20 protein-coding genes are annotated in these 15,532 nt (G+C 69.6%); 7 read left to right on the top strand and 13 right to left on the bottom strand.

Going from position 1 to position 15,532, the window contains the following annotated elements:
- Positions 1-563 precede the first annotated feature (563 nt).
- Complete coding sequence (locus tag Voc01_RS50240) at positions 564-1,094, top strand: DoxX family protein (protein ID WP_203934910.1); 531 nt, start codon at positions 564-566, stop codon at positions 1,092-1,094.
- Positions 1,095-1,158: 64 nt separating this feature from the next.
- Here Voc01_RS50240 and Voc01_RS50235 read toward each other — a convergent pair whose 3' ends face one another.
- Positions 1,159-1,914 carry a sigma-70 family RNA polymerase sigma factor gene (locus tag Voc01_RS50235; RefSeq protein WP_239161069.1) on the bottom strand — a complete coding sequence of 252 codons (756 nt, stop codon included), beginning with the start codon at positions 1,912-1,914 and terminating at the stop codon, positions 1,159-1,161.
- Positions 1,915-2,427: 513 nt separating this feature from the next.
- On the opposite strand from Voc01_RS50235, the gene Voc01_RS50230 reads away from it, so the two are divergent.
- From Voc01_RS50230 to Voc01_RS50220, 3 genes are read left to right on the top strand one after another with little or no spacing between them, the layout of a single operon-like run.
- Complete coding sequence (locus Voc01_RS50230; RefSeq protein ID WP_203934908.1) at positions 2,428-3,177, top strand: NAD(P)-dependent oxidoreductase; 750 nt, start codon at positions 2,428-2,430, stop codon at positions 3,175-3,177.
- A 46-nt stretch (positions 3,178-3,223) separates the two neighbouring features.
- A complete protein-coding gene (locus Voc01_RS50225) occupies positions 3,224-3,838 on the top strand; it encodes a hypothetical protein (RefSeq protein WP_203934907.1) in 615 nt (204 codons plus the stop codon).
- The gene (locus Voc01_RS50220) at positions 3,835-4,044 is read left to right on the top strand and encodes a hypothetical protein (RefSeq protein ID WP_203934906.1); all 210 of its coding nucleotides are present in this window, start codon (positions 3,835-3,837) and stop codon (positions 4,042-4,044) included. Before Voc01_RS50225 ends, Voc01_RS50220 begins: the two co-directional genes overlap by 4 nt.
- Here Voc01_RS50220 and Voc01_RS50215 read toward each other — a convergent pair.
- From Voc01_RS50215 to Voc01_RS50200, 4 genes are all read right to left on the bottom strand, one after another.
- Positions 3,992-4,753 carry a GAF and ANTAR domain-containing protein gene (locus tag Voc01_RS50215; protein WP_239161068.1) on the bottom strand — a complete coding sequence of 254 codons (762 nt, stop codon included), beginning with the start codon at positions 4,751-4,753 and terminating at the stop codon, positions 3,992-3,994. The genes Voc01_RS50220 and Voc01_RS50215 overlap by 53 nt on opposite strands.
- Positions 4,754-4,836: 83 nt before the next feature.
- Positions 4,837-5,562 (bottom strand): ANTAR domain-containing protein, encoded by a 726-nt coding sequence (locus Voc01_RS50210; protein ID WP_203934904.1) that lies wholly within the window; start codon positions 5,560-5,562, stop codon positions 4,837-4,839.
- Between the two features lie 108 nt (positions 5,563-5,670).
- Complete coding sequence (locus Voc01_RS50205; RefSeq protein WP_239161067.1) at positions 5,671-6,354, bottom strand: hypothetical protein; 684 nt, start codon at positions 6,352-6,354, stop codon at positions 5,671-5,673.
- Between the two features lie 57 nt (positions 6,355-6,411).
- The gene (locus Voc01_RS50200) at positions 6,412-6,624 is read right to left on the bottom strand and encodes a hypothetical protein (RefSeq protein WP_203934903.1); all 213 of its coding nucleotides are present in this window, start codon (positions 6,622-6,624) and stop codon (positions 6,412-6,414) included.
- Between the two features lie 375 nt (positions 6,625-6,999).
- Here Voc01_RS50200 and Voc01_RS50195 point away from each other — a divergent pair, with 375 nt between their 5' ends.
- Positions 7,000-7,161, top strand: a complete 162-nt coding sequence (locus Voc01_RS50195) for a hypothetical protein (protein WP_203934902.1) — start codon at positions 7,000-7,002, stop codon at positions 7,159-7,161.
- Between the two features lie 51 nt (positions 7,162-7,212).
- Here the strand turns inward: Voc01_RS50195 and Voc01_RS50190 are convergent, their stop codons facing one another.
- The gene (locus tag Voc01_RS50190; RefSeq protein ID WP_203934901.1) at positions 7,213-7,605 is read right to left on the bottom strand and encodes an RNA polymerase sigma factor; all 393 of its coding nucleotides are present in this window, start codon (positions 7,603-7,605) and stop codon (positions 7,213-7,215) included.
- Positions 7,606-8,057: 452 nt separating this feature from the next.
- Between Voc01_RS50190 and Voc01_RS50185 the strand changes: the two genes are divergently transcribed.
- On the top strand, positions 8,058-8,279 hold the full coding sequence (locus Voc01_RS50185) for a DUF6458 family protein (protein WP_203934938.1): 222 nt from the start codon (positions 8,058-8,060) through the stop codon (positions 8,277-8,279).
- A 414-nt stretch (positions 8,280-8,693) separates the two neighbouring features.
- Here the strand turns inward: Voc01_RS50185 and Voc01_RS50180 are convergent, their stop codons facing one another.
- Positions 8,694-9,239 (bottom strand): pyridoxamine 5'-phosphate oxidase family protein, encoded by a 546-nt coding sequence (locus tag Voc01_RS50180; RefSeq protein WP_203934900.1) that lies wholly within the window; start codon positions 9,237-9,239, stop codon positions 8,694-8,696.
- A gap of 122 nt (positions 9,240-9,361) precedes the next feature.
- Entirely contained in the window at positions 9,362-10,765 is a 1,404-nt protein-coding gene (locus tag Voc01_RS50175; RefSeq protein ID WP_203934899.1) for a PP2C family protein-serine/threonine phosphatase, read from the bottom strand.
- A 338-nt stretch (positions 10,766-11,103) separates the two neighbouring features.
- Here Voc01_RS50175 and Voc01_RS50170 point away from each other — a divergent pair, with 338 nt between their 5' ends.
- Positions 11,104-11,394: a sigma-70 family RNA polymerase sigma factor family protein gene (locus Voc01_RS50170; protein WP_203934898.1), complete on the top strand. Its 291-nt coding sequence runs from the start codon at positions 11,104-11,106 to the stop codon at positions 11,392-11,394.
- A gap of 27 nt (positions 11,395-11,421) precedes the next feature.
- On the opposite strand, the gene Voc01_RS50165 is transcribed toward Voc01_RS50170, so the two are convergent.
- The 5 genes from Voc01_RS50165 to Voc01_RS50145 form a co-directional block, all read right to left on the bottom strand.
- Positions 11,422-12,348: a YihY/virulence factor BrkB family protein gene (locus Voc01_RS50165; protein WP_507772772.1), complete on the bottom strand. Its 927-nt coding sequence runs from the start codon at positions 12,346-12,348 to the stop codon at positions 11,422-11,424.
- Between the two features lie 108 nt (positions 12,349-12,456).
- Entirely contained in the window at positions 12,457-12,789 is a 333-nt protein-coding gene (locus Voc01_RS50160) for a hypothetical protein (protein ID WP_203934897.1), read from the bottom strand.
- A 487-nt stretch (positions 12,790-13,276) separates the two neighbouring features.
- Positions 13,277-13,537: a hypothetical protein gene (locus tag Voc01_RS50155; RefSeq protein WP_203934896.1), complete on the bottom strand. Its 261-nt coding sequence runs from the start codon at positions 13,535-13,537 to the stop codon at positions 13,277-13,279.
- Positions 13,534-14,847 (bottom strand): AI-2E family transporter, encoded by a 1,314-nt coding sequence (locus Voc01_RS50150; RefSeq protein ID WP_239161065.1) that lies wholly within the window; start codon positions 14,845-14,847, stop codon positions 13,534-13,536. Before Voc01_RS50150 ends, Voc01_RS50155 begins: the two co-directional genes overlap by 4 nt.
- Before the next feature lie 71 nt (positions 14,848-14,918).
- Positions 14,919-15,482, bottom strand: a complete 564-nt coding sequence (locus Voc01_RS50145; protein ID WP_203934894.1) for a hypothetical protein — start codon at positions 15,480-15,482, stop codon at positions 14,919-14,921.
- Positions 15,483-15,532: the final 50 nt, after the last annotated feature.

The raw sequence follows: 15,532 nt of genomic DNA, 5'->3' as shown, positions 1-15,532 counted from the left end.
GGGGTCCGTCGCCGTTGGCGACAAGGAGAGCGCTCGATACTCGATCCGGCCGTACCGGCCTTGATCGGTGGAGGCGTCCACCGGCGACGTGCTGCGCCACCGGGGTCTGAAGTGACAGTCTCACTGTACGCCTGCCCGGAGTCCCGGCCGGAACGCACCGCACAGAAGCGCGTCGATAGGCGTAGGGTGGACCCGTCGCCCGAACGCGGTGGCTGTCAACCTCGCCACCGTCGACGCGCCAGAAGATGCGCAACACTCACGAGCTTCCGGCTCATGCGGCCCGCACGTTCTCCGATCCGGCCGGCGGTACACGAAGCCGTGCCACGCGACAACCAACCTGCGGCCGTTCTGCGTCGCGGGTATCTGCTCAATGAGCACCTTGAAGGAATGTGAATGCGATGGTCGACATCGCTCGGAACCACCGATCCACCGAACCTCCCGTCGGGACGCTGACACCAACGCTGACCGATCCGATGCCGGCATCTCCGGCCGGACCCCGGTCCGCCGGCACTGTCGGGCGCCACGCCTCGGCCGACCGACCCCGCTTGGATGACCGCGGCCAGATGCGGCAGCCGACCACCGAACCGACCGTCGATCCGAGCCCGCGTGCGGCTGTAGCGGCCCGCTACCTGTTGGCCGGCATCCGCATCGCGTTGGGCTGGGTCTTCCTCTGGGCGTTCCTGGACAAAGCGTTCGGCCTCGGCTTCGCCACCCCGTCGGAGCGGTCCTGGTTCAACGGCGGCAGCCCCACCAACGGCTTCCTGAGCTCCGCGAAGGGACCGTTCAGCGGCTTCTACCAGAACATCGCCGGAACCGGCATCGCCGACGCGCTGTTCATGGCCGCCCTGCTGGGAGTCGGCCTCGCGCTGATGCTGGGCATCGGGATGCGCATCGCGGCCGGCGCAGGAGCACTGCTGACCGTCATGATGTGGTCCGCGGTGCTGCCTCCGGCCAGCAACCCGTTCATGGACGACCACCTGGTCTACGCGGCCATCCTCGTCGTGCTGGCCCTGCTCGGTGCCGGCAACACCCTCGGCCTCGGCCGCCAATGGGCGGCGACCCCGCTCGTCCAACGGGCACCCTGGCTCAAGTAGGAGTCGGGCCTCTGCCGGCGGTCGGCGATGATGCCGCCCGCCGGTTGAGCCTGCCGGTCGTGCGTCAACGGGCGGCGTTCTCTGGCGGGTCATCGGCCGAGGCGAGGAAGCCGACCCGGAGTTGAGTGAGGGCTCTGCACAGGAGCCGCGAGACGTGCATCTGCGAGACACCGATCTCGGCGGCGATGCGGGCCTGGGTCATCTCGTCATAGAACCGCATCGTGAGGACGCGCCGCTCGCGCAGCGGCAGGGCCGCGACGAGTGATCCGAGCTCCATGCTGTCGTCGATGCCCGCGTAGCCGGGATCGACGCCCCCGACCAGGTCGATGAGCTCGACATTGTCGTCGGCGGTAACGCTCGTGTTCAGCGACGGTAACCGGTACACCTGGGCGGCGTTGATCGCGGCGAGGAGCACGTCGACGTTGACGCGAAGGTGGTCGGCGATTTCGGCCGGTGCCGGCGCCCGGCCGCGCAGGTGGGTGAGGTGACTGATCGTCGCGGGCAGGTCAAGGAGCAGTTCCTGGGTCGACCGTGGTACGCGCATGCCCCAGGCGGTATCGCGGAAGTGCCGCTTGAGCGCACCGGTGATCGTCGGGACGGCGTAGCTGACGAACGGGGTTGGCCGGTCGGAGGAGTACCCGTCGACGGCTCTGATCAGGGCCAGGGCGGCGACCTGGACGAGGTCGTCGAAGCGTTCGCCGCGGCCGGCGTAGCGACGTGCCAGCCGCCTGGCCAGCGGTAGGTTGTCCTCGATGGCCTGGGCGCGCAGGAGATCACGCTCCGGGTGGCCGACCGGCAGCCGGTCGCGTGCCCGGAGCAACTGTTCGGTCGTGACCAGCGGCGCCGTGCTCAGACGTCGTGAACCTCGGCCGGCGAGGCCGGTCGGGATTGCTGCCGGTCGGCCGCCGTTCGACGGTGTCGAGGCTTCAGTGACCGGCGATGGCTGGATGTTCGGGATCGCTACGACGAGGGTGGTCATGGTTCCACGCCCCTCGGGGGCACAGGCTGCGGATTGCGGCCGGAGGCGACGCCCCGGTCGAGGCGCCGGACATCACTGGGCAACCGCGAGGTCCGGGCGGCGTGGGAGGCGCGCCAGCATCGCTGACAGGCGTGGAGGACCGGATCGGTCCCCGCGCTCACATTACGCCGATCCCCGCTGTTCCGGACAGCGCACTTTCGGGAACCTGGCGACGATCGCACCGGCCCAGCCATCGCGCGCCGACAGATCGACATCGAGCGGACGCGCCGAAAGGGCGTAGGGTGGCCGGTATCGCTCCGGACCCCGGTGATGGACAGCCGATCGGAATCGCATCCACAGGCGAGGAGCAAGGACATGACGTCCTCACAGGACCCGGCGCGGGCCCATGATTCCGCCAATTTCAAGGTCTGCATCGTCGGGGCGTCCGGAAAGCTCGGGCAGTACATGGTCGGGCACGCGCTGGACCGCGGCTACGAGGTGGTCGGTGTATGCCGGGAGGCGAGCGTGGGCAAGCTCGACGCCTTCACGGGCCGCATCACCGTTGTTGCCGGGGCCACGGACGACCGTGAGGTCATCAAGCGTGCGGTCGCCGGCTGCGACGCGGTGTTGACCGTGCTGGTCCCCCGGGGAGTCCACGGCTACTCATCGGGAACCGCCCAAGCGGTCCTCGACCATGCCGAGCCGCGCGCACGCCTGGTGTTCTCGTGTGGATGGCACATCACCCTCGACGGCCAGGACCGGTACTCGTGGAAACTCAAAGCGCTCGTGAGAATCGCCGGCCCGATCGCCAAACTCGCCCGGTTCGCCGACATCGACGACCAGGTGGAGGCCTGCCGGCGGATCTTCGCCAGCGACACCCGGTGGACCGTCGTACGGGGCAGTGACCTGGAGGAGGGCCCCAGTCAGGGCCTCCCCGTGTGGAGCCGGCACGCCGGGGATCCGATCCTGCGGAGCAACATGACCCGCCGGGTGGACTTCGCCCGGTTCATGGTCGAAGCCATCACCAACGACGAGCTCGTTCACCAGGCACCGGCGATCGTCGGCAGCCAGACCCTGTCCGCTCTCGCGCACGCGGGCGCTTCGCCGACGGCGCCACGACAGTAGAACGCCACGACAGCCGGACGGTGACTCCGTGACAGGTGCTGCGAGTGTGGTGCTGTACTGGTTGCCGCTCGGTGCCGGCGGCCGTTCGGTGCGCGTCAACGGCCGCGTATTCGAGGCGTGTGCGGCGCGCCTTGAGAGGCGGGCTGTTCGGGATCTGTACCACTCCGCGCTGGAGGTCCGCCTTGACGGCGACCGTGTCGTGATCGAGATGACTCCGGTCTGGGGCAACGGTGCCGTCGACCGTGGTGTCGTAAGGGAGGGTCCCGTCGGGTTGCGCCGGCTCGGCCGCTTCACGGCGTTCCGGTATGAGGTCCGGCGGTGGCACTCGGGTGTCATTCCCGACGTAGGGGCGGCCGTCGGCGGACCTCGGCAGATTGGTGACGATGCCTGCCGCGTGCGGCGGCTACTGGATCTCGTGCCGCAGGTACCGGCTTTGACGTGGGGTCGCGACGAGATGCACACCGGCGAGATGTGGAACTCGAACTCGTTGACCGCGTGGCTGCTCGCCCGCAGCGGTCACGAGGTGGGCACCGTCCGCCCACCCGAGCATGGCCGCGCGCCCGGATGGCACGCCGGGCTGATGGTCGCGGCGATGCAGGTGGTGTCACGGAGCCGCACCGACCCGAACAGTGACAGCTCCGCGGACAAGAGGCGCCCGTGACCGGCACCGCGTATCACATCACCGTCCCAGCCGCGCCCACCGAGGGTCAGTTCACCTACCTGGAGTTCGGGGTCTACGACATCACCTACGGCGGCTTCGGCCCCCACCGGGACCCCGCCGCCGGCGCCACCGCCAGCACCGCGGGTCTCGCCGTCACCGTCGGGAACGGCGCGGTGGAGGCGTCGGGCGACCTGGTACAACTTTGACCGGTGTGGTGGTGATCTGTTCGGTGCCCTCGACCAGGCCACGCGCGAGGTCCGACAGGTTGCGGTTGCCGTTGCGTGCGGTAGCGCGCAGCACCGTGAAGGCGTCGGCCACGTCCAGGCCGAGCCGTTCGGCGAGGACACCTTTGGCCTGTTCGATGAGGACTCGGCTGTTGAGGGCGGTCTGGAGCTGTTCGGTCAGGACGTCGCGGTCGCGGATGACGCGCTGCTGGATCAGCCCGATGGTGGCGACGTCGGCCAGGGCCTGACCGATGCGCAGTTTTTCCGGGTCCAGCGGGCCTGGTTGGACGTCGAAGAAGTTCAACGCGCCGATCACCTCGACGCGTAGCCGCATCGGGATCGCGTGGACGGCGGCGAACCCGGCCTCGCCGGCGGCGACCGTGAACCGGGGCCACCGACCGTCGCCGGCGAGATCGGCGACCGAGACCGGTTGCCCGGTGCGGAAGCAGTCCAGGCACGGCCCCTGGTCGGCCTGCAGCTGGAACAGCTCCAGCAGCCGGGATCGTTCGGAGGACGCGGCCATGAGTCGCAGGGTGCCCTGCCCGTCGGTGAGCAGGAGTCCGGCGGCGGCGATGTCGAGAAACTCCACACATCGCTCGGTCAGCGTGTGCAGAAACTCGATCAGGTCGAAGTCGGCGGTCAGCGTGTCGGCCATCTCGACGAACACATCGGTCAGCTGGGTCTGGGCCATCTCACTCATCCTCGTCGTTCACCCGGGCGAGTTCGCCCGGACAATCTCGGCGGGTCTGGCGGTGCCGTCGAGCGGGTCCGCACTCACGTGTCGCCGCCGGTGCTGTGGTCAGGTGCGAAATGCAGGCGCCGGGCCACTACGTCACCGGCGACTTGGCTGAGCTGACGGTCATGGGCATAGGCGTAGGCCCGCAACCGCACCAGCGCGGTTGCGGCGTCGACCCCGAGTTGGACGGTCAGCATGCCGGTCGCCTGGTGGACCTCGGGGTGCTGCAGGCCGACCGGTTCCGGCCCCCGCCCACCGGCCCACGTACTGCCGGACGCGGTGTCGAGCAGCAGCGCACACGTCGTGTCAGCGAGGATCAACACATCGGTGAGCTGCTGCGGCGACAGCACGCCCGCGCCCGCGCGGCACAGCACGAGAACGCCGAGGTGGATCCCGCCCACCCGCAGCGGCAGCGCGAACACCGCCCGGATCCCGGCCCGTACCGCCGCCGGTGCGAACGCGGGCCACCTGGCCAGGCAGTCGGCACCGGCCAGATCCGCAGCCAGGGCTGGACCGCCGCCGGCTGAGGCTTCCATCCCCGGACCCTCGCCGAGCGTCAGGGTAATGTCCTCAAGATCTGCGGCGAGCGGGCTACTGGTGTAGAGCGTTTCGCGTGGAGTGGCTGCCAGCATGACCGTGATCGCGGCGGCGTCGACGCCACTGACCGTGACAGCGACCGCACAGACATCCGGCACCGAGGCCGGTGCGTCGCCGGCGTGCGCGACCACCAGACCCCACAACCGTATCCGGCGGTCGATCTCCACGAAAAGCTCCGACCCTGGACTTCGAGCGTGCTGAACGGGCATCGCCACCAGGGTCCGGGGCAGCACCTCAACGTACACCTCACGGCCACGATCCGGAGCGTCCCAGGCTCAGGCGCGAGTGAGCGCACTCGTCAGCGAGAGGATCGCGGCGGTCAGCAGGACCACGCCGACGCCGAGGCCGTTGACTGCACTGACCGGGAGCGACCCTCGGCGGGCCACGGGCACGGCGAGGACTGCGGCCATGGTGACGAGCGCTGCCACCGGGTACAGCAGCGGATAGTGCAGCAGCGGCTCGAGCGGCAGGAGATGCACCCCCACCACCGCGGCGATCCAGGCCGGCACGAGTTCCTTCCGGTTCCGCCGGGTCAGCAGACCGGCACCGACGCCGGCCAGGCGAACCCGGCAACCGACGACGATTCCGGACGTCCGGCCGGTGCCTGCGTCGAACACCGTGGCGGTATCCCAGAGCCTCCAGGCGAGCACGGCTGCCACTACCAGGATCAGCGCAGCACAAGCCGAGCCGGCGCGCAGCCATCGCGTCCAGGGCCGCGGTGGATGTTCCTGTGCCCAGCCGAACCAGCCCATCGCGAAGAATCCGAAGATCGCGGCCGTCATGGTGGCGTCACGGCTGAACTTGACCATCACAAGAGGCGCGGCACCGATGATGTGGCCGACGGTACAAAAGATCGATGCGCTCGATGTCGCCGCGGTCCGGCGCAGCGCGCTGGCGCCTGGGATGAGCAGGACCGGGCAGGTGGCGTGGACGGCGATGTGCCCCACCGTCCACGTCACCGGTTCCGCGGGTGTCGAGCAGAGGCGAGGTCACCCGTCGGCTGTGTCGTGCGCCGGTCAGGTCCGGCTGAACGCGAACACGGTGGTGCGGATGTCGTGGTTGATCGCATCGACCCCGTCGATCTGGGCCTGCACGGCGGCGCCGGTGATCGATTGCGCAACCGGGACGAGGCCGTCGTGCCAGGGCTGGTCGGCGTCGCCTTCGGTGACGACCAACCGCAGCGGAACGAGCTGGGAGAGCGTCACATCGTCAGCCGGGCTGTCACTCACCGGTCAGGTGCGTGCGCGGTGCTCATCGTCGATCCCGTAGCCGCGCATGACGGTCACGGCCCCAACACCGACATTGACGCCGGCGAGCCACACCCAATGTCACAAGTGATTCTTGCCGCACGGTCGCGCCCTCCCGCGGATTTGCCGAGGTCGGCACAGGTGTCATGAGTGATGGTTGAGGCCTGGGCAGACCGCCCCGTGTCGATCCTTCCGGCTGCACGACCTGCGGACGCCAGACGTCCATCAGGCGGGCGTGGTGGCGCGTCGGCCGGTGGCCAGACCGTCGGTGGACGACCCGTCCGCCGGTCACGGCGCCGTGTACCTACCGTGCCCGCAGTTCGCGGACCGGACGCGAACACCGAAGTGGAGCGCGTCATGAACACCCTCATCACCGTTCTCGCGATCGTCGCCGGCGTGGCCCTACTGGTCCTGGCCCTCGCGGTGCGGGTCGTCAAGCAGTACGAGCGGGGTCGGGCCGCCCGTCGCGGCGCCTTCCACCGCTGCAGGCGAGATCTCGCTCGCCATGGCCGGACCTGACGACGGCTGACATACCAACGACGGTCGCCGTGCGAAGATGTACGCCCTGCGTCACCAGGTACTTGCCCGGCGCCTCGGTCCCACCGGATCGGTGACCCCCAGGAGTGCCGACGTGGCATCCCGCAGATGCCGGGTGACCGTCGCTGGCGACAGATTCAGTGTCGCCGCCGTCTGCGTCAGGTCGTGATCGCCGAACATGACGAGAGCGACCACTGCCCGCTGAGTATCACTCATCGTCGAGACACGCAGACGACGGCGGTTCTCGCGACCCGAGTCGAACATGAACCGTTCGTACGTGGCCAGAAGTCCCAGACAACGGTGGTACACAGACCGGGCGAGATACATTCGGGTGGCGAGGTGACGCTCGGGCTGATCATCGAACCGGCACGCGGCGGCGATGGTGTCGCTCACCACCTCGTCCGCTGCGTCGTCGTCACCCAGCATGAGAGACGCTACCCGTGCGAGCGCCTCCCCGTGACGACGACACAGTTCCTGCCCGAAATGGACGGTCATGGATACCCCGGCCGTTCGACGACGTGAAGATGCCAGTCTGCCGCCAGGGTCCGGAGCAGCTCGTCACACGATAACGACGATCCCGCGTTCACGCATCCTCGATCGTCGCCCGTGACCCCGTCTCACGGACGCCCGCCGTCTGGTGCTCGCTGCGGCCCTCACGCCCGCGTGAGGGCCGTCGACGGGGGGAGAGGACCGTCGCGGCGAGCAGAGCCGTACCGTCGACGAGCCCTGTGACCGCGCTGACCGCGGCGTGTCGACCGCGTCGACTGTCCGTCGCACGGGGCGGCGTAGGCTGTGGTGGTCACTCCAGCCCCCGGTGGCGGCGCTCTGCGGCTCCCCGCAGACGTCGTGCGGCTCACCGATGTGGAGAGACACAGGGCATGGGTATCGGAGCAGGCATCCTCCTTATCGTCGTCGGCGCGATCCTGGCGTTCGCGGTGAACGCTACGGTCACCGGAATAGACCTGGACGTCGTCGGTTGGATCTTGATGCTCGCCGGGGTCGCCGGGCTGGTTCTTTTCGTCTACTTTTCGCGGCGCCATCGCACGTCGCGCACAGTCACGGCCGAACGCTACGACGACAGCGGCCAGCCCCCGCTGTGACCTTCGACGGCCGGCGGGTACCTGCCCGCGGAGAAGGTTTCGTCTCCGGTCGGCTGCGCACCTTCCAGGCGGCGGCTGTCACCGACCCGCGGGCCCACCGCTCGCGTTGTAGCTCTATCGCCGCTGCGTGAACGTGATCGAAATGAGCTCGAGGAAGCGAAGCCTGGCTTCGCGCCTTCCAAGGCCGGCAACGCGTGGTCGCCTTCCGTAGCCGCAGCACCCAGGTCCTCGGGGGCCGCGGGTCGTGATGGATAACGGTTGGATCGTGACGCTCGCGGATCCGCACCGGCCCGAGGTGCAGTTGAGCATCATGGCCCACGACGCGACAGCGCCTGTGGTCGACGTCCTGGGCCGCGACTGACGGTGTGGACCTCCGTCCGGTGATCCGGCCGGTCGACCACGCCGGTGGGGATGTCAGTCGACGGTCGTGGGCTGTGGCGAGGGCTGTTCGAATTGCCACCGGGTCTGGCTGAACTGGGCGCCCTTGCCGAAGCCGAAGGCGGTCGTGGGAGCTACCCGGTAGACCGGGGCGTTGCCGGCCCGGATGGCATCGCCCAGGCCGAACCAGGTGCCTTCGGGCGCGGTGAAGCGCCGGCCGTACTTCGACTCGTAGGTGTCGGCGACGGTGCGGAGTTCGAATTCGTCGTTCACCATCACCGCCGCGCCTTCGACGACGATGTCCAGCCCGTCGAGTTGGTTGGTTCCGGCGGTGAGGACACAATGCGGGTTCCGGGCGAGGTTCCTGGCTTTGCGTTCGGCGGGACCGGTGGAGAAGTACAGCGCGCCGTCCAGCCAGATCCCCAACAGCGGGGTGACGTGGGGGCGCGCGTCCGGACGTACCGTCGACAGCCAGTACACGGGGGTGTCCCGCAGTCCCGCGCGTGCCTGCGGCCAGGGAATCGGGGTTGCGCCCGCGCTGCTGAAGGGGCCCAGTGTGGTGGCCGGCTCCGGCTCGATCATGTCGTGCCTCCGTCTGTGTATGCCGGCGGCGCGGACCGCAGCTTCCGTCCAATGCCACCATGTAGGCGGCGCTGCCCAGGACGGCGGCCTCGTAGGAGGCCAGGTCCGGCCGGCCGAGTTTGTCATGCCGGTGGCGGGACGTGCAGGACGAGGATCGCGGTGTCGTCGGAGATGCGTCGACCGCTGTAGTCGAGGACGGCGGTCTCGATTCCGGCGGCGAGATCGCTCGCGGTGGCGGTGGGAGGAGCGCCGGCGAGTACGCGACAGAGGCGGTCGACGCCGAACAGGTCGCGGCCGTGGCGGGCTTCGGTGACGCCGTCGGTGTACATGACGAGGCTGTCGCCGGGGCGCAGCAGGGTGCGCTGGTCACGCAGGTGCGGGGTGGGCGTGAAGCCCAGAATGATGCCATGGCGACCGATGGCTTCGACGGTGCCGTCAGCGCGGCGGACGAGGGCGGAGTCGTGGCCGCCGCAGCTTACCCGGATCGCGAATCCGGCCGGGTGGGGTCGGAGGCTGGTGTAGACGGCGGTGATGAACTGGGTGTCCTCGGTGAGCCACTCGAGCAGGGCGGTGTTGAGCGCGGCGAGGTTGGCGCTTGGAGTACTGGTGCGGGCCGCGGAGGCGCGAAGGGTGTATCGGGCCAGCGCGGTGGTCTTCGCCGCCTGCGGTCCCTTGCCGGCCACGTCACCGACGACGACGCCCCAGCAGTCGCGCACGGAACGGAAGACGTCGTAGAAGTCGCCGAGAACGTCGGCGCCGCGGCCCCCGCGCAGGTAGCGTACGGCGACCTGCATGCCGGGAATCTGCGGGAGGTGCGGCGGGAGCAGGCTCTCCTGCAGGGTGCGGGAGAGCATGGCCGCCTCTTCGGCTGTTTCCAATGCTTGGAGGGTGGCGCGCTGGGCGTCCTCGGTGGCGGCCTCGGCCCGACGCGCCTCGGTCTGCGCCCGGGCGTTGGCGAGCGTCGCCTGGCGGGTGGCTTCCTTCGCCTCGGTCGCCGCCGTGCGCAGTGCGATTTCACCGGCGGCGGCGTGCGCCACCGTCTCCAGAACCTGAAGGTCGTGGGGTGTCCAGTCGCGGGCCACGGTGTCCGTCACGCAGAACGTGCCCAGGATCTGCCCGTCCGGCGACCGGACCGGGAACGCGGCCCACGCCGCCACCCCCAACAGGTCGATGGTCGGGTTGCCACGGGCCAGGTCGTGGGCGGCAACGTCGGTGACGACCAGTTCACGGCCGGCGCCGATCACGTACTGGCACAACGACTCCTCCACCGGACTTTGCCGGTAGCCGGATCCGGCTGCGCCGGCGACGACGGAGCTCTTCCAGAAAGAACGCGTGTCGTCCACCAAGGTGACGAACGCGTACGGGGTACCCAACAGTGTCGCGGCGAGCCGGGTCAACCGGTCGAAGGCTTCATCCGGTCCGGTATCCAGCAGCTCGGTCCGGTGTACAGCGGTCAACCGGGCCGGGTCGTGGACCTGTGAGGGCACGATCGGACCGGTATCGGTGGCCGTGTCGGACGACGTCATCGGGATACCTCATTCGGGGCGGCTCGGTCGAGGACGTCGGCGTGACAGCGGAAGTGCGACAGTCTGCCGCCCGCGACTGCGGGGGACGTGTCCGGTGAGTCGGGGTCCGGCGTAACCTACGCGACTGGTGTACATGCGTAGGCCGTCGATGGATGATCATCACCAAGATCCGGAGCGACATCGCCATCCTACGCCGGTCCGATGAGGATGTGGCGCCCGCACACTGACCGATCCATCCCGCCCCGGGCAAGCACGCGGGACGTTTCAAGGCTCGGGACATCCCAGGCGCGCACTGCCGGCGGCCGACGATGACGCCAGCGGCCGGGGGACCTCAGCGGGTGGACGTCGTCGCGGGTCCGCTGCTTGCCGACTCAGCTGCCGGCGAACAGCAGCGGGTGGTCGAGCGGTTCCTTGCCGCTATGACCTCCGGCGACGTGCCCGGACTGCTCAAGGTGCTGGCTCCCGACGTGGTGATCATGGGCGGGATCGCTGCGCGCATCGACCCTGGCGGCGAGAACGGCACGGCCGTGTCTTTCGTCATCGAGGACGGCCGGATCACCCGGATCTACGCGATCCGCAACCCGCACAAGTTCACGCGGCTGGGCGAGGCGACCGAGCTGCGACGGTGAACCGGAGGCTCGGGCAGATGCCGAGGGTCAACGCCGCCGGCCGGGCGGATGCGCCTTCCCGGTCGTGCCGACCATCCGGCGGACAGGCCGGCCGCGGCGGCGGATGACGCGCTGGTTGTTGGTTGGGCCGGCTGTGGGTGTGGGCTGCCGGGCAGGCGTTGCCGCGGGCTCGGCGAGATCGGTGAAGGATCCGCGGGTGCTGGTGGCGGTGAGGGCGGCGGCGAACAGGACGAGTTGGTTGAGCACGCTGAGGGAGATGAGCACCGCGACGGCGCCGGCCACAACCTGGTAGGCCGGGTTGGCCTCGGCGCGTTGGACGTAGCTGCGGCCGAGGGTCTTGAGCAGTTCCAATCCCGCGGCGACGAACAGCGCCGGTCCGAGCACACGGCGCAGCCGCATCCGCAGCCGTGGCACCGCGGTGAGGGCAGCCACGGCCAGCAACACGTTCACGCCGATGCCGAGCACGTAGCCGGCCGTTCCGAGCAGCCACCGACCTGGCGGCCCAGCGGCGTCGGCCGCGCCGAACAGGAGCCGGTTCAGCAAGATCCTGGTTCCGGCTGCGGCAGCAAGCGAGGCGGTCAGCAGCAAACCGAGCCCGGCCAGGACTGCGAGGTCGATGAGCTGACGGAGGAAGAAGTTGCCCGGATACTGCGGTAGCCGCCACATCGCCCGGATCGAGGAGCGCAGCGCATCCACCCAGAACAGGCCGGCGACCGGAAGGACGACGAACGCGACCAGCCCTGCGGTGCCGCGGGCCTCCCGCAGCGCCTGCGCGTCGAGGCTGGGCAGGTTCCGCGACAGGTAGCCCTGAACCGGACGAAGGGCCGCGGCGTCGTCCAGCACGGAGCCGAGGATGGCGAAGCCCAGCAGGGCCATGGAGAACGCGGCGAAGAACGAATAGTAGGTGACCGCGGCGGCCAACCGGCCACCGTCGGTGTGGTCGTAGCGCACCACGGCCCGGGCGAGATGGTCGAGCCTGCGGAAGCGGCGGCGGGCCCGCTGGAATCCCGCCACGGCCCGCTGCGCCTGTTGATGCACGCTTTTGTCGTCGGCGCGCGTCGGTCAGCTCAGCCCTTCGCGGACCTCGAGGTGACGGATGGAGTCGCCGCCCTTGTGGCTGTGCGACCGCTCGTACCTGCTTCCGAGGAGGGCCTTGAGCCTGTGCACGGCACCACTGCACGCCTCGCCCGCGGCCGCCGCGTGGTGGGTGACGGCGGCCGGTCGAGCTCCCGCGAACCGCGCCTCGATCATGCACCGCTTGTCGGAGCCGCCGGACCCGCCGGCGTTCTCGTCGCTGAAGTGGACCTCTATGCGGGTGATCTCATCACTGAAACGCGACAGCGCGGACTCGAGATCGTCCCCGATACGCTCGGCCATTGCGTCGCTGACGGTCATGTTCTTGTCCGTGTGGACCTGGATCTGCACGCGTGGTCTCCTGCTCCGCGGTCAGCGCGGTCGGTTGAACCGGGAGAAGAAGGCACTCAGCTTGTTCTGGTTGCCAGGGCGGCCCATGCCCGGTCGGCCCGGGTCGCCTCGTCGGTTCATGCGTTGCCGGCCTCGGTCGATCATTTGGCGGCCCTGCGGACTGCGGAAGAAGGTCATGACACGGTTCATGAACGACGAGGACGCCATCGGACTACCTCTCCATTGGGGCGACGCTTTCCCGGCCCGAGGCCGGATCAGAGCCGCATCTTGTCGTATACCCGGTGAGCGGGGTGTACATGCGGTCACGGGTGTTTCGATACACGTCGTGGTGTCGCTTGCCGGGCGTGTTCGAACAGGCCGGTGTCGTCGGTCATCCGGATCAGGTGCGCGAACGTCGGCGCGGGTGGTCGTGGTCCGTTCGCTGCCCGGGTGCCCGTGGGCCGGGCGTTCTGGGTGGTCACTTCACGTCGATCGTGGTCGACCGGGCGTAGATGAGCCGGTGGGCGAGGTCCTCGTAGCGTTCGGCCACCGCCGGCCAGCGCAGCGTCGGTGGGGTGGACGGACCCGCTGCCGGCCTCGTCAGGACGAGGCGGATCGCGGCGGCCAGCGCCGCCGAGTCCTGGTGCGGCACGATCACGCAGACGCCGTCGTCATGGCGGTGCCCGGGTGGCCATTGCCGACCTTCTGCACGGCGGCTGACCACGGTCCGTTCGCTCATTGTGCTGTCACTCCCACCTTGTGATCGGTGTGGTCCGGCCCGGCAGGGGCGTCGTCGGGCGGAGGATCCTGCGGGTCGGCCCGTTCGGTCGCCTCTTCCTCGGCACGCTCGGCGGTCCGGTCGTCCCTGTCGGTCGGCTCGGTGCCGGGCGGAGTGTGATCGGAGGTGGGCTCACCGCCCGGGTGCGCGGCCAGGTAACGGATCGCGGTGTTCGCGACCGCGAGGAGTGGGACGGCGACGAGGCCGCCGACGATGCCGGCGGTGACGACACCGGTGGCGATGGCGAGGATGACGGCGAGGGGATGCAGGGCGACGGCGCGGCCCATGATGAGCGGCTGCAGGACGTGCCCTTCCAACTGCTGCACGGCGACGACGACGGCCAGGAGGATGAGAGCCTTCACCGGCCCGACGGTCACGAGAGCCACCAGAACGGCGACCGCGCCCGACACGGTGGCCCCGACCACCGGGATGAACGCGCCCAGGAAGACCAGGGCGGCCAACGGAAGGGCCAGCGGAACCCCGAGCGCCGCCAGGCCGATGCCGATGCCGACCGCGTCGACGAACGCCACGAGGACGGTCGCGCGGACGTAGGACACAAGGGTGTGCCACGAGTAGTGCCCGGCGCGGGCCATCGGTACCTGCGCGGGACCGGGCAGGAGCCGGCACAGGAACCGCCAGATCTGCCCGCCGTCGCGGAGGAAGAAGAACAGGGTGAACAGGACGACGAAGAACCCGGCGAGTACCTCGCCGAGGGTGGTGGCGGTGCTCACCGCGCCGGAGGTCAACGCACCTTGGTTGTCGGTGACCGACTTCTGCAACCGTTCGAGGCCGTCGTCCAACTGTTGCTGGGACAGGTGCAGCGGACCCTGCGCGAGCCATGTCCGCACCTCGTCGACGCCGTCACCCACCTGAGCGGCGAGGTCGTCGAACTGGGAGACGAACGTCTGCGCGATCAGTCCCAGACCGCCACCGACCACCAGCAGCCCACTGATGAGAACCATCCCGGCGGCCAGGGACCGGTTGACCCCGCGTCGCCGCAGCCACGCGGCTGCCGGTTCGAACAATGCGGCCAGCAGCAGCGCCACCACTACGGGGATGACCACGACGCGCAACCCGCCGAGCAGGCGCAGCAGCAGGTAGCCGGCGGCGATGAACAGGATGATCCGCCACGCCCAGGCGCCGCCGATCCGGATGCCACGCGGGAGGCCTTCTTCCACAGTGGACGGGCGGTCGACGGCGATCACGTGGGGAGCGGGGAACGGCGGAGTCGATCCACCCCGGCGGGCCAGGGCGACACGCGCCTGCGACATCCAGCTCATGGTGGTACTCCTCTTCACGCGGCCACGGGACACCGGCCGACGGCCAGTGTCCCGAACTGCACTCAGCGACCGGCGAACCGGGCGACCCTGGTGGTGAATCCGCCCAACATCTGACCGGGACGCTGCTGCTCGCCCTGCTGCGAACCGAGCGCGACGATCGCGGCGGTCAGCACAGGCGTCACCCACTGCAGGTTGCGCAGTGCCTGTTGGGACGCCGCGATGCCGGTCGGCGTCTCCGAGTCCGGAACGACACCGCCCTCGGCATGCACCCGTCCGGCCTTGGCCAACTTGGCGCCGAGGAGACCGCTGTAGGCGGTGGTGGCGATCGCCGCGACGGTCAGGGCCGTCTTGACGGCCGTATTGGCGGTGACGCCGGACTGGCCCTTGACCCGGCCGCGGTTGGCCACGAGCAGACCGATGCCGCCGATGACGTGAGCTCCGATCGCCGCCGCCGAGAATGGCGCCCAGCGGGCCCATCCGGCCGAGGCGACCCGGACGCGCTCGTCGGTGTCGCTCACGTTCCTGGAGGCGCCGTTGAGGCCGACGGCGCCCATCAGGGAGCCGCCCAGCCAGACGGCTCCACCCACGTCGTGCAGGGTTCGGACAAGTGTATTGCGGTCGTTCATGATGCCTCCTGTGTCTGTGTTCGGGGTGGTGGGGGCCGCCGGGATACGGT

The sequence above is a fragment of the Virgisporangium ochraceum genome, from assembly GCF_016863655.1.
GTDB lineage: Bacteria > Actinomycetota > Actinomycetes > Mycobacteriales > Micromonosporaceae > Virgisporangium > Virgisporangium ochraceum.
Note: the sequence above shows the minus strand (reverse complement) of the source record. Positions and strands in the feature narration are given on the sequence as shown.